Origin of the sequence: Rossellomorea aquimaris (genome assembly GCF_020172085.1) — a bacterium.
GTDB lineage: Bacteria > Bacillota > Bacilli > Bacillales > Bacillaceae_B > Rossellomorea > Rossellomorea aquimaris_E.
This window is the reverse complement of sequence record NZ_JAIVAT010000014.1, coordinates 1-12760: the sequence shown is the minus strand read 5'-3', so window position 1 is coordinate 12760 and position 12760 is coordinate 1. Positions and strand designations below refer to the sequence as shown.

Annotated in this window: 14 protein-coding genes, 2 tRNA genes and 1 rRNA gene; 3 read left to right on the top strand and 14 right to left on the bottom strand. The window is 43.0% G+C overall.

Features of this window, described 5'->3' with window-relative positions:
* Positions 1–168 precede the first annotated feature (168 nt).
* The 4 genes from LCL96_RS23050 to groES form a co-directional block, all read right to left on the bottom strand.
* Positions 169–1356, bottom strand: coding sequence for an alanyl-tRNA editing protein (locus LCL96_RS23050; protein WP_224945613.1), 1188 nt, complete (start codon positions 1354–1356; stop codon positions 169–171).
* 68 nt (positions 1357–1424) lie between these two features.
* Complete coding sequence (locus tag LCL96_RS23045) at positions 1425–1577, bottom strand: hypothetical protein (protein WP_224945612.1); 153 nt, start codon at positions 1575–1577, stop codon at positions 1425–1427.
* A gap of 547 nt (positions 1578–2124) precedes the next feature.
* The gene (groL, locus tag LCL96_RS23040) at positions 2125–3759 is read right to left on the bottom strand and encodes a chaperonin GroEL (protein WP_173104461.1); all 1635 of its coding nucleotides are present in this window, start codon (positions 3757–3759) and stop codon (positions 2125–2127) included.
* A 55-nt stretch (positions 3760–3814) separates the two neighbouring features.
* Positions 3815–4102 carry a co-chaperone GroES gene (gene groES, locus LCL96_RS23035; RefSeq protein WP_034766060.1) on the bottom strand — a complete coding sequence of 96 codons (288 nt, stop codon included), beginning with the start codon at positions 4100–4102 and terminating at the stop codon, positions 3815–3817.
* A gap of 290 nt (positions 4103–4392) precedes the next feature.
* Here groES and LCL96_RS23030 point away from each other — a divergent pair, with 290 nt between their 5' ends.
* The gene (locus LCL96_RS23030) at positions 4393–5136 is read left to right on the top strand and encodes a CPBP family intramembrane glutamic endopeptidase (protein WP_224945610.1); all 744 of its coding nucleotides are present in this window, start codon (positions 4393–4395) and stop codon (positions 5134–5136) included.
* Positions 5133–5342 carry a YdiK family protein gene (locus LCL96_RS23025; RefSeq protein WP_219165768.1) on the top strand — a complete coding sequence of 70 codons (210 nt, stop codon included), beginning with the start codon at positions 5133–5135 and terminating at the stop codon, positions 5340–5342. The genes LCL96_RS23030 and LCL96_RS23025 overlap by 4 nt, the downstream gene beginning before the upstream one ends.
* A gap of 15 nt (positions 5343–5357) precedes the next feature.
* Here LCL96_RS23025 and tatC read toward each other — a convergent pair whose 3' ends face one another.
* The 3 genes from tatC to LCL96_RS23010 are packed head-to-tail and all read right to left on the bottom strand — an operon-like array spanning position 5358 to position 7043.
* Positions 5358–6125 carry a twin-arginine translocase subunit TatC gene (gene tatC / locus LCL96_RS23020; RefSeq protein WP_224945608.1) on the bottom strand — a complete coding sequence of 256 codons (768 nt, stop codon included), beginning with the start codon at positions 6123–6125 and terminating at the stop codon, positions 5358–5360.
* 15 nt (positions 6126–6140) lie between these two features.
* Positions 6141–6311 carry a twin-arginine translocase TatA/TatE family subunit gene (locus LCL96_RS23015; RefSeq protein WP_034766054.1) on the bottom strand — a complete coding sequence of 57 codons (171 nt, stop codon included), beginning with the start codon at positions 6309–6311 and terminating at the stop codon, positions 6141–6143.
* 54 nt (positions 6312–6365) lie between these two features.
* Positions 6366–7043: a redox-sensing transcriptional repressor Rex gene (locus LCL96_RS23010; RefSeq protein WP_224945607.1), complete on the bottom strand. Its 678-nt coding sequence runs from the start codon at positions 7041–7043 to the stop codon at positions 6366–6368.
* 189 nt (positions 7044–7232) lie between these two features.
* Between LCL96_RS23010 and LCL96_RS23005 the strand changes: the two genes are divergently transcribed.
* Positions 7233–9179 carry an ABC-F family ATP-binding cassette domain-containing protein gene (locus LCL96_RS23005; protein WP_224945606.1) on the top strand — a complete coding sequence of 649 codons (1947 nt, stop codon included), beginning with the start codon at positions 7233–7235 and terminating at the stop codon, positions 9177–9179.
* Between the two features lie 353 nt (positions 9180–9532).
* On the opposite strand, the gene tsaD is transcribed toward LCL96_RS23005, so the two are convergent.
* From tsaD to rrf, 7 genes are all read right to left on the bottom strand, one after another.
* Positions 9533–10549, bottom strand: coding sequence for a tRNA (adenosine(37)-N6)-threonylcarbamoyltransferase complex transferase subunit TsaD (gene tsaD / locus LCL96_RS23000; protein WP_224945605.1), 1017 nt, complete (start codon positions 10547–10549; stop codon positions 9533–9535).
* Positions 10546–10983 carry a ribosomal protein S18-alanine N-acetyltransferase gene (gene rimI / locus LCL96_RS22995; RefSeq protein WP_224945604.1) on the bottom strand — a complete coding sequence of 146 codons (438 nt, stop codon included), beginning with the start codon at positions 10981–10983 and terminating at the stop codon, positions 10546–10548. Before rimI ends, tsaD begins: the two co-directional genes overlap by 4 nt.
* Before the next feature lie 21 nt (positions 10984–11004).
* Positions 11005–11703: a tRNA (adenosine(37)-N6)-threonylcarbamoyltransferase complex dimerization subunit type 1 TsaB gene (gene tsaB, locus LCL96_RS22990; RefSeq protein ID WP_224945603.1), complete on the bottom strand. Its 699-nt coding sequence runs from the start codon at positions 11701–11703 to the stop codon at positions 11005–11007.
* Complete coding sequence (gene tsaE / locus LCL96_RS22985) at positions 11700–12155, bottom strand: tRNA (adenosine(37)-N6)-threonylcarbamoyltransferase complex ATPase subunit type 1 TsaE (protein WP_224945602.1); 456 nt, start codon at positions 12153–12155, stop codon at positions 11700–11702. The genes tsaB and tsaE overlap by 4 nt, the downstream gene beginning before the upstream one ends.
* A gap of 166 nt (positions 12156–12321) precedes the next feature.
* Positions 12322–12398 (bottom strand) — tRNA-Asp (locus LCL96_RS22980).
* Positions 12399–12488: 90 nt separating this feature from the next.
* Positions 12489–12562, bottom strand: a tRNA-Met gene (locus tag LCL96_RS22975).
* Positions 12563–12641: 79 nt separating this feature from the next.
* Positions 12642–12758: ribosomal RNA gene (gene rrf, locus LCL96_RS22970) — 5S ribosomal RNA — on the bottom strand.
* Positions 12759–12760: the final 2 nt, after the last annotated feature.

The window sequence follows — 12760 nt, the reverse complement described above, 5'->3', positions numbered from 1 at the left end:
TTCCATTATTCATGTCATCTAAAAATAGTAATAAAGTAACAGATGGACATGCTTTATTTTATGCACATTGCTTAAAGTTGTGATTAGATTGTGGAAATATATATATTCATTTGTCCATGAACATAGAAGAGCCACCCATACACATTCTGGGTGGCTCTTTTTTATTCTCTATATTTGTTTTATCAGAGCTTCAAGTAGTTCTTCCTTACGCATAATGGCCTCTCCGCCGCCTTGAACAAACGACTCTTTGCCTCCGCCTTTCCCGTTGATGAGTGGGAATACTTTTTGTGCGACCTCTCGTAAGTTAACATTTGGTAATGACCCCTTCGCCGCTACGAGCTGAAGCTTTTGATCATTTTGTACGACCAGCAACACAATTGCCTCTTCTCTCTTAGAGATGATGTGCTGGGCAATCTTCTGAAGTTCCTGGATTGGTCTGTCGGTATAAGATTTCTGGATAAGCGTATAGTCATCTTTTTGGACTCCAAGTAAGCCTTCTGCTTCATACGTCAATAGTACCTCTTTCAATCCTTCCAATGCTTTCTCCTGCTCTTTTTGTTTGGCGATCAGTTGCTCGGAAGTCGATACCATATTTTCTTCTGGTGCCTGCAGGACACTTGTGAGCTCTTTCAGGAGTCCGTGCTTACGGTGTAATTGGTAGAGGACACGGTTACCACAGATAAACTGCAAGCGGATATGACCTTTGTGCTTTTCCCAATCCAGGATCTTGATGGCTCCGACTTCACTTGTGGAACGCGGATGGGTTCCACCGCACCCGTTGTAGTCAAAGTCCGGAATGATGACGAGACGAATCTCATCTGTAACGGAAGGCTGCTTACGTAATGGGTACTGGGTCAATTCCGCTTCCGTCACCCACTTCGTCTCAATCGTTCTTGATTCCTGTATAATCCGGTTGGCCAGTTCCTCCGCTTTCTGAGCATCTGAATGGCTAATGTCACTTACATTTAAGTCGATGGTGAGGAACTCTTTCCCTAGATGAAAGCTGATCGTCTCATATTGAAGCGCTTCTGCAAATGCGGCTGACAAGATATGCTGACCGGCGTGCTGCTGCATATGATCGAATCGGCGTTCCCAATCGATCTGTCCCTCAATAACGCCTGAAATATCTGCAATCGGTTCCTCTATGTAATGACGGATCTCTCCGTTCACTTCTTCCACATCGATAATCCTCTTACCCTTTAATGTTCCCGTATCATAAGGTTGGCCACCGCCTGTTGGATAGAAAGCCGTCTCTTCTAATACGACGTACCAGCCTGACTTATCCTGCTGTTGCTCCTGGATGGATGTTTGAAAAGTTTTCATATAGGCATCTTGATAGTATTGTTTGACTGTCATCGGTAACCCTCTTTCTGAACTGTTCTATCCATACTTTATCATAAGAGGGAGGGATGGATGGAACCATTTCAGTCCCTTGGGTCCTTCTCAACCAATATCGGCACTGTCCCAACTTGTTCCCATGGAATTTCCCATCGTCTTTCAAATTCCTCCTTTGCCATTTCGTCTCCTTCAATGACCCGTTCTACCAGTGTCCTGAGTTTCATCGTGGCGTAGTTCATGTTATCACCTGCTTTTGTTTAGTCGGTAAGTAGACGTTCCATGGAGTATACGAAAATTGATTCGGTTTGGATGTGTATTTATCATACTTTTTACCTATGTGGTGATTTTGTAAACGTTTGGACTCTCTTGGGGGTGAAAAAAAGGTGGTTACTCCAAGAGGAATGACCACGAATAGCAGCTTAGATATGTGGGAAAGAAGTGTTTATTAAAAAAAAGTGTAGCCTATCCATAAAAGTAGACTGAAAGGAGTATTTTCTCTCATCCTGTATTGAGTTTTTGAAGAAAACACTGATTTCAGGTCACCTTAAAGGACTCCACAATACCGTTGGTGAGTTTTATTTTCAAAAATGAACCTTTTATTATCAAAAACCATCCACTTCTTTTCAAAAATAAGAATTTATTTTCAAAAACCGCACTTTTATTTTCAATTCCTAAAATGATATAAAAAAAGAAGCCCCCCAAAAGTTCACTGAACTCCTGAGAAGCCTCTCTTTATTCACCTCAATGTGAGCATTTCACTCTAATCAAAGGATGGGGGATGATGTATTACATCATGCCGCCCATTCCACCCATGCCACCCATACCAGACATATCCGGCATGCCGCCGCCTTCTTCAGGAATGTCCGCTACTACTGCTTCAGTAGTTAGGAACATTGCTGCAACAGACGCTGCGTTTTGCAGTGCAGAACGAGTTACTTTGGTTGGATCTACGATACCTTTTTCGATCATGTTTACCCACTCACCAGTAGCTGCGTTGAATCCGACACCTACTTCTTCCTTCTTCAGACGTTCTACGATGATAGAACCTTCTAATCCAGCGTTGTGAGCGATTTGACGGATCGGCTCTTCAAGAGCACGTAGCACGATGTTGATACCAGTTGCTACATCAGAATCCGCTTCGATGGATGCTACTTTGTTGTATACGTTCACTAGTGCCGTACCACCACCGGATACGATACCTTCTTCTACCGCTGCGCGAGTAGAGTTTAGTGCGTCTTCGATACGAAGTTTACGCTCTTTAAGCTCAGTTTCAGTTGCAGCTCCAACTTTCACTACTGCTACTCCACCTGCAAGCTTAGCAAGGCGTTCTTGTAATTTTTCTTTGTCGAACTCAGAAGTAGATTCTTCTAATTGAGCACGAATTTGGTTTACGCGAGCTGCGATTTTTTCTGGATCTCCAGAACCTTCTACGACAGTCGTGTTTTCTTTCGTTACGACTACTTTCGCAGCGCGTCCAAGTTGAGTGATGTTTGCAGATTTAAGGTCTAAGCCTAGATCTTCTGTGATCACTTCTCCACCAGTAAGAACCGCCAAGTCTTCAAGCATTGCTTTACGACGGTCACCGAAGCCAGGGGCTTTAACCGCTACAGCATTGAATGTTCCGCGAAGTTTGTTCACAACAAGCGTTGCTAGGGCTTCACCTTCAACATCTTCTGCTACCATTAGTAATGGCTTACCTTGTTGTACAACTTGCTCAAGAACAGGAAGTACTTCTTGGATGTTGCCGATTTTCTTGTCAGTGATTAAGATATATGGATTCTCAAGAACAGCTTCCATTTTATCAGAATCAGTAACCATGTATGGAGATGCATATCCACGGTCGAACTGCATTCCTTCTACTACGTCAAGTTCAGTAGTGAAACCTTTAGATTCTTCGATTGTGATAACGCCGTCGTTACCAACGCGCTCCATTGCTTCTGCGATCAGTTGACCGACTTCTTCGTCAGCTGCTGAGATTGCCGCAACTTGAGCGATTGAATCTTTGCCTTCGATTGGCTTAGAGATCACTTTTAATTCTTCGATAGCAGCTTGAACCGCTTTTTCGATACCTTTGCGAACGCCAACAGGGTTAGCACCAGCTGTAACGTTTTTAAGACCTTCGCGGATCATCGCTTGAGCAAGGACCGTTGCAGTCGTTGTACCGTCACCGGCAATTTCGTTTGTTTTGCTTGCTACTTCAGCAACCAGTTTGGCACCCATGTTTTCGAATGCATCTTCAAGTTCGATTTCTTTCGCAATGGTTACACCGTCATTAGTGATAAGTGGTGAACCGAATTTCTTCTCAAGTACCACGTTACGTCCTTTTGGTCCAAGAGTTACTTTTACTGCATTTGCTAATTGATCGACACCGCGAAGCATGGAACGGCGTGCTTCTTCGCTGAATTTAATATCTTTAGCCATTGATAAAGTCCTCCTCTTATTTAAATAATGTATGGTTTACTATACGGAAATTTAATTATTCGCCAACTACAGCCAGAATATCGCTATCACGAAGGATCAGGTATTCTGTGCCTTGGTATTTCACTTCTGTACCAGCGTATTTAGAGAAAATGATCCGATCGCCGACAGCTACCTCAAGAGCAACGCGCTCACCGTTGTCAAGAATGCGACCAGTACCTACAGCCATCACTTTACCTTCTTGTGGCTTTTCCTTTGCGGAATCCGGTAGCACAATACCGCTTGCTGTTTTTTCTTCTGACTCAACTAGCTCGATAACGACGCGATCACCTAGTGGTTTTAACAAGTGAAACAACCTCCTTGAAATATGTAAATGATATTTATTAGCACTCGAGCTCTGCGAGTGCTAACACAACTATTATATTAATTAATTCGTTTTCATTTTGCAAGAGTCCTGCTTAAAATTTTTTTCGTCATATTTCTCTTTTTTTCACACCCTCCTATCCTATGCTCCTCTTTCCCCATATATTCCAGGATGAATAAAACCCTTAGATTTGAACAGTTCCGCTTTTCTTAGTAGAATTGTACAGGAGTAAAGCTGGTCGTTATCTTACAGGAGCTAAAGGAGATCAAACGTTGAAAAAACATTTCGGATTTATTTTAATTGCCTATATCGTCATGCAGCTTTCAAGCATTGTCGGGGTACCCCTTTTATATAAAATTGGTGTCGATATCCTAGGGAAACCGGAAAATGTAGTCAAAAGTGTGGTTCCAGGTTATTGGCTCGTCATCAGCTTTACGCTGACTCTTCTCGTTGTCTGGAGCATTCTTAGGAAAAGTGAGACTAGTACTCGGCTTGAACGCAGCGCTCCCATAGGAACTGGCCGTTCCATCATATGGGCGGTGCTCGGGATCTTCATGGCCTTCTTTGCCCAAACGATTGCAATCCGAGTCGAGTATGCCCTGGGGATCCAGATGGGTTCTGAAAACACCCAGATGATTATCGGTATTATTGAAAAGGTTCCATTATCTATGATAGTTGCGGCCATAATCGGCCCAATTTTGGAAGAGATCGTATTCAGGAAGATCATTTTTGGCGTGCTTTACGAGAAGATGCATTTCTTCTTTGCCGCCCTTATCAGCTCGGTCATTTTCGCTCTAGCCCATTTCGAGCCGGAGCATGTGATCCTTTATTCCGCGATGGGCTTCACCTTCGCCTTCCTTTATGTAAAAACGAAGCGGATCCTGGTGCCAATATTTGCCCACGTTGCCATGAATACAACGGTCGTTCTAATGCAATCTATCTATAAGGACGAAATCGAGAAAATGATGAACGAAGCTGAAAAAATACAAGGATTTATTGGAGGATTATTTCTATGAGGAGATCACCATTATTCTCAGGAGTGATCTATCTCCTTCTCGGTGTGCTCTTCACATACTTCGCTGTACAAAACGTACAGAATGATGAAGGTTGGGGATTTTTCACGTACATGCTCATCTTTCTTGCGACCCTGGACTTCGGTTCCGGGCTACGGATGATCATGTTGCATTTCAAGATCAAAAAACAAATAAAGAACAAAAAATAAGGATTGATCATTTGATCAATCCTTATTTATATTCTCGAACTGTTCCATTTCAAGCTTCTGCTCTGCTTCTAACACCTTTTTGTAGCCGATTTTGGATATCCAAATACTGATTTCATATAATATGAATAATGGCAGAGTCACCATTAAATGAGATACAATATCCGGGGGCGTGATAAGCGCTGCGATAACCAATAAGATAAAGTATGCGGCTTTTCTCATTTTCCCCATCATCATCGGGGTTACAATCCCTAACCGTGTAAGAAATAACATGGCTACAGGTAACTGAAACAGAAAACCAAAAGGAATGGTGATTTGGAACAAGAAATGAAAGTATTCATTGATCCCAATCACTTGCTCTATATTTAAATTCGTTGATAAACCCATCATGAATTTCACGATATATGGAAACAAAATAAAATAAGAAAATGACAATCCACCTAGGAAAAGTAATAAGGACACGGGAATATAACTAAGTGTCACTTTTCTTTCCCGTTCATATAAACCTGGACTGACAAAAGACCAGACCTGGAACAAAATGATGGGAGATGTCATGATCAAAGCGATGAACATGATCATTTCCATATAGATCTTCAGAGGATCTGTGATACGAAAGGCATTCATCGTTAACTCTTTCGCTTCATCGGCATGCTGTAAGTATCTGATTAGCGGCTCTGCAAGAAAAAAGCTTACAACAACGGCTAACAAGAAGAAAACGACTACAAACATGAGTCGTTTCTGCAATTCTCCTATATGTTCATAAACTGTCATGTCTCTTTGACTCATGGCGTTCATCCTACTCTACTTAGCACTATTATTTTTTTCGTCTTCATCATCTGCTAAGCCTTTTGTTGCATTTTTAAATTCACGCAGTGTATTTCCTGCTGCCTTTCCTAATTCCGGTAATTTCTTAGGACCGAAAATAAGTAATGCAACGACTGCAATTAATACGAGGCTACCTGGACCTGGCATAATGAGACACCTCCTCTTTTACCATTCTATCATAACGTACATTTGAAAGATTTTCTATTCTGTTATGATTCCATCTTGTGACATTTCCGTGTCATCCTCAGAGTAATGCTTTAAGAAGTATACGAGTGACTGTAGTTCAACCGCTAAATCGATATGGTGGACGCGGATATGGTCTGGTACGGTCAATCTAGCTGGGGTGAAATTCAAGATCCCCTTTATATTGGAAGAAACCAACCGATCTGTGATGTTCTGAGCAGAAGATGCCGGAACTGTCAGGATCGCTACTTCAATATCATGCCCTAGAAGCTTCTCTTCTAAATCATCCAAATGAAAAACAGGGACATCGCTGATTTGTGTGCCGACCTTTTTTTCATCGACTTCAAATGCCATTTCAATCTTTGTATTATTATTCTTGATGAAATTATAATGAAGAAATGCCGTTCCAAGGTTCCCCACCCCGATCAGCACTACCTTCGTAAGGGCATCCTGATCCAGTGTCTTGCGGAAGAAGGAGAGGAGATAATTGACATTATAGCCGTATCCCTTCTTTCCCAATGCTCCAAAATATGAAAAGTCTCTGCGGATGGTAGCAGAATCGACCTTCACCGCTTCACTTAATTCCTTCGATGAAACCCTTTGCTTGCCAGATGAGTACAGATTCTTAATAAATCGATAGTATAACGGAAGGCGCTTGGCCGTTGCCTGTGGAATTTTCGTTGTATCCTGGTTCATATTGTATTCCCCCACATCTATTCAAACCCTCTGATACCGCTTCCAAAAAAGCAGGCATACAGAATTTATAAACTCTCCTATCATCATACACTATATTTTATCCCAAGTGTATGATGATTAATAGTCGAATGATTGCCGTTCCCCTCTCAAATACGGTACACTAGCACTATGAAATAGAGGTGAAACGTCATGATTCTTCTACAAGTGAATCAATTAACGAAAAACTTTGGTGCAGATAATATCCTATCAAATATTAAACTTGAAATACAGACCCGAGATCGTGTTGCCCTCGTTGGCCGTAATGGAGCGGGCAAATCGACTCTTCTTAAAATTATTGCAGGTCATCTTTCCTATGATGCCGGGGAGATCACAAAGCCAAAAGGTGTCTCCATCGGGTACCTTGCGCAGAATACTGGCTTGGAGTCTGATCTGTCCATTTGGGCCGAGATGCTCACCGTCTTCGCAGAGTTACAGCAACAGGAGAAGACATTACGCTCGTTGGAGCAGCAGATGGCCGACCCTTCCGTTTATGAACAAGAAGATATCTATCAAAGAGTATTGAAAGAGTATGATGAACTCCAAATACGCTTCAAGGACTCCGGAGGATATCAGTATGAAGCGGATATCCGTTCCGTCCTTCACGGATTAAATTTCGCCGATTTTGATTACGACACTAAGATATCCACATTGAGCGGTGGGCAGAAAACCCGTCTCGCTCTCGGTAAACTTCTTCTCACCAAGCCTGATATCCTCATCCTTGATGAGCCGACCAACCATTTGGATATCGCCACGCTATCATGGCTCGAGACCTATCTTCAAAGCTATGAAGGGGCCGTCCTGATTGTATCCCATGACCGCTATTTCTTAGATAGCGTCGTCAACCAGGTGTATGAGATTTCACGGAACAGGAGCAAGAAATATCTGGGCAATTACAGTAGGTACCTTGAACAGAAAGCAGAAGACTATGAAAAGGATCTCAAAATGTTCGAGCGTCAACAACAGGAAGTCGCCAAGCTCGAAGACTTCATTCAACGGAATATCGCTCGTGCCTCCACTACCAAGATGGCTCAAAGCCGTCGAAAAAAGTTAGAACGTATGGATAGGATGGACAAGCCACTCGGAGATGAGAAATCTGCCAACTTCGCGTTCCAGATCGAACGTCCAAGTGGAAACGACGTCCTGCATGTCCAGGATCTTACCATTGGATATGGTAGGGACGAGAAAATTTCTTCTCATATTGATTTCTCTGTCAAAAAAGGGGACAGCATCGCGCTCGTCGGCCCGAACGGAATCGGGAAATCGACGCTTTTAAAAACATTGGTGAATAAACTCCAGCCACTGAATGGAACATTTAAATTCGGATCCAATGTGTCCATCAGTTACTATGATCAGGAACAAGCCGAACTGTCTTCTAATAAAACCGTCTTAAATGAACTGTGGGACGAGTATCCGATGAAAATGGAGAAAGAAATCCGCACAGTCCTGGGTAACTTCCTTTTCTCAGGCGAAGATGTCCTTAAGCCCGTTTCCACATTAAGCGGTGGAGAGAAAGCACGATTAGCGCTTTCCAAGATGATGATGGAAAAAGGAAACGTATTGATTCTCGATGAACCGACGAACCATTTGGATTTAGACAGCAAAGAAGTGTTGGAAAATGCCCTGATCGATTATCCAGGAACGATCCTATTCGTTTCCCATGACCGTTACTTCATCAACCGGATTGCCACAAAGGTTGTAGAATTATCCAAGAAAGGGTCAACCGAATACCTTGGCGATTACGATTATTATGTAGAAAAGTTACAACAGCAGGAAGAATTGGCGGCACTTGAACGTATCGAACAAGGAGAAACGTCTTTATCTCAAGGTACGACTCAAAAGCAGTCTCATAAGATCGATAAAGAAGCGAAAAAACTCGAACGTCAACGAAAGCGCCGAGTAGAAGAAATCGAAGGCCTTATGGAAACACTAGAAGAGAACATCCAGGAAAAAGAGGACCTGCTCTGCGATCCTGAAATCTTTCAAGATCACGAGAAGGTACAGAACATCAATGAATCACTCACCAAAGAGAAGGAAGAGCTTGATTCTTTATTGGAAGAGTGGACTGAACTAGAAGAGCTTCTGCAAGAAGAACAATAATCCACAGGATTGGGGATAACTACTTCACCCCAATCCTTTCTTATTCCACATTATTATCCACAGTAAAAAGACTTATGAACCGTCATTCACATCACTTTTCCACATAATCCACAAACTTTCACTAGTTTATCCACAGAATAACCAAGTTTATAGGAAGTTTATTCCAAGTGTTTTTCACAAAGTATACACATCATATCTACAGTTACTCACATTTTATCCACAACCTGTTGATAAAACGTATGTTCGTTTCAATTTTCTCTCTTCTTTTGGTCCATTCAGAATGTTACACACAAGATATCAACAAACCTGCATTAAAAAAAAGCCTGAACGAAGTCTTCGTTCAGGCTTTCATTTTAAAACGTTTCAATATCAAGTCCTGGGTGAGCATTCATATCCATGCCTCCCCTTTTTCCTTGTTCAAACAAAATCGTACCTGCAGCTGCTATCATGGCTGCATTGTCCGTACAAAGGGATAAAGGAGGGATAATCAATTCTGCCTCCAGCCCATCAAATGCTTCTTGAAGGGCACTCCGTAAACCTTTATTGGCCGCAACTCCACCTGCCAATAGTACTTGCTCCACTCCGTATTCCTTCACAGCTTTCACCGTTTTCGTCACTAATACATCAATGACACTTGCCTGAAAGCTTGCTGCCAAATCTTGTGGAGGAATGTCCACTCCTTTTTGCTTCGCATTGTGTAATGTGTTGATAACTGCCGATTTTAGCCCGCTAAAACTGAAATCATAAGAACCTTCCTCCAGCCATGCCCGGGGCAGTTCAAGAGTCGCTTCCCCTTCATGGGCCAACCGGTCGATATGAGGGCCTCCCGGATACGGAAGACCGAGGGTTCGTGCAACCTTATCGTAGGCTTCCCCTGCCGCATCATCCCGCGTCTCTCCGATGACCTCAAACGAACCATGCTCTTTCATGAGTATAAGCTCCGTATGACCTCCGGAAACGACAAGGGAAAGGAGAGGAAATCTCATCTCTTCCACTAAACGATTGGCATAGATATGCCCTGCAATGTGATGGACTCCCACCAACGGTTTATGATGGGCAAATGCCAGTGCTTTAGCTGCATTTACTCCAATCAAGAGGGCCCCTACCAAACCTGGTCCCTCTGTGACGGCGACACAATCAATATCGTCCATTGTCATCTCTGCTTGATTCAGGGCTTCTTCCAGCACAAATGTTACTTGTTCTACATGATGACGTGAAGCAATCTCAGGGACTACTCCACCGAATCGCTTATGGCTTTCTATTTGCGACGATACGATATTCGTCACAATATCGGTTCCATTCTTAATGATCGCTACAGCTGTTTCATCACAGCTTGTTTCAATTCCTAATACGAACGTATCTTTTCTCATAAATTCACCCACATTACTAAAGCATCCTCTTGGTTATCCGAGTAGTACCGCTTACGGATTCCACCATCCTGAAACCCGAGCTTACGATATAAATGCTGGGCAGGCATGTTCGAGACTCTGACTTCCAGAGTCATGACGCGTGCCCCGAATTCTATGGCAATCCCCATGATCTTGCGCATAAGGCTTTCTCCCAGGCCTCTCCCGCGGAAATCAGGGAGTACGGCTACATTGGTGATATGGGCTTCATCCACAACAAGCCACACCCCACAATAGCCTGCAAGCTTATTGTCCTCCACGGCAACAAGATAAGTGGATAGATGGTTATGTTCCATTTCATTCAAGAAGGCCTCCCGGCTCCAAGGTATGCTAAAAGATTGATTTTCTATTTCCATTACAGCATCTAAATCATCAACCGTCATAAATCGTATATCCATATTGTAACGATCCTTTACCATCTATTGAGATTTTTTTTGAGACTCCAGCCATTTCACTTCTGCTTCTGCCATCCGTATATAGTTTGGAAGCACTTCATGCGCTGTTGTCTCTTTAAGGCCCATTCCAATAAAAGCAAGCTCGGACGGGCGCGGATTATGACTGACAAATGGAGCGATTTTGGCCTGCTCCCCCAGCACTTCCTTAATGATGTTTTCATGGATGGCAACATCATTCCCGACAAATAATAGATCTTTATTTGATTCTTTTAACTTAGTCACCCATTCTTCAAGCATGATGTTACGGTCCTCTTCAACACAAACTAATTGATCTCCCTGAAACTCATACAGCCCTGTGTACACCTGCCCTCTTCGAGCATCGAATATGGGAACGATAAACCCTGAAAAATACCGTCCAGACGAAGCAAGTGTCGCGAGACTGGATACCGGGATAAGGGGAATATTCAATGACCATGCCAAGGTCTTGGCTAACGTGACCCCAATCCTTACACCTGTATAGGATCCCGGACCATTTGCCACGACTATCTTCGATAAGTCCTTCGGCTCAATTCCGCATTCATTTAACAACTGTTCGATGGCAGGCATAGCTCTTACAGAATGATTCTTCTTCATATACGTGATGTACTCCCCAATTACCTTATCCTCTTGAATAAGGGAAACCCCAAACGGATAATTGGAGGTATCTATTGCTAATATCGTCATGACACAATCTCCTTACACAATTCACTATATCGATCTCCATACGGCTTCAACACGATTCTTCTCGCTGAATCGCCTTCCCGGTAAATCGATAGACTCAATAACTCCTTCGGAAGCTGATCCTGTATTAAGTGAGCCCACTCAACGACGGTCACGCCTTCCCCTTCAAAATATTCATCAAAACCCAAATCCTCAAAGGAATCGTCCAGTCTGTATACATCCATATGATAAAGAGGCAAACGCCCTTTATATTCTTTTATGATGGTAAAAGTGGGACTGTTCACGGTTTTAGTCACACCGAGACCCTTGGCTAGACCCTTCGTAAACGTCGTCTTTCCCGCCCCAAGGTCACCTTCCAATGTCAATACAGAACCGGGCTTCAGGTGCGCTGCCAGTTCCTCAGCAAAACGGCCTGTTTCCTCCGGGCTGTTCGTTACGATCTCAAACTGATTCATGTTAATCTCCTCAATCATCATTTAGAGTATAAAAAAACCTTAGGATCATTTATTACCCTAAGGGAGAATGTATATATGTAGTTTACCCTTTTTCGGGTATGAGAGTAAAGGTTATGAAAATAGACAATAAAAAAAACGAAACAACGTTTCGTTTGAATAAACAAAATGGCGGTCCGGACGGGACTCGAACCCGCGACCTCCTGCGTGACAGGCAGGCATTCTAACCAACTGAACTACCGGACCAGAGTTTTTTGCGCTAGCAAAAATAACTATCCTTGCGTGACTCATAAAAGATCAAAGTTAACCTCTTACTGATAACAAGCAAAAATGGTATTGCGGGGACAGGATTTGAACCTGCGACCTTCGGGTTATGAGCCCGACGAGCTACCGAACTGCTCCACCCCGCGACGATAATAATGTTTCTACCTTTTATACTACTATATGTACCCTCACATTTAAAGTGATTGTACAAAAAAGAAATGTTTCGCCTGGCGACGTCCTACTCTCACAGGGGGAGATCCCCCAACTACCATCGGCGCTGAAGAGCTTAACTTCCGTGTTCGGCATGGGAACGGGTGTGACCTCTTCGCCATTATCACCAGACG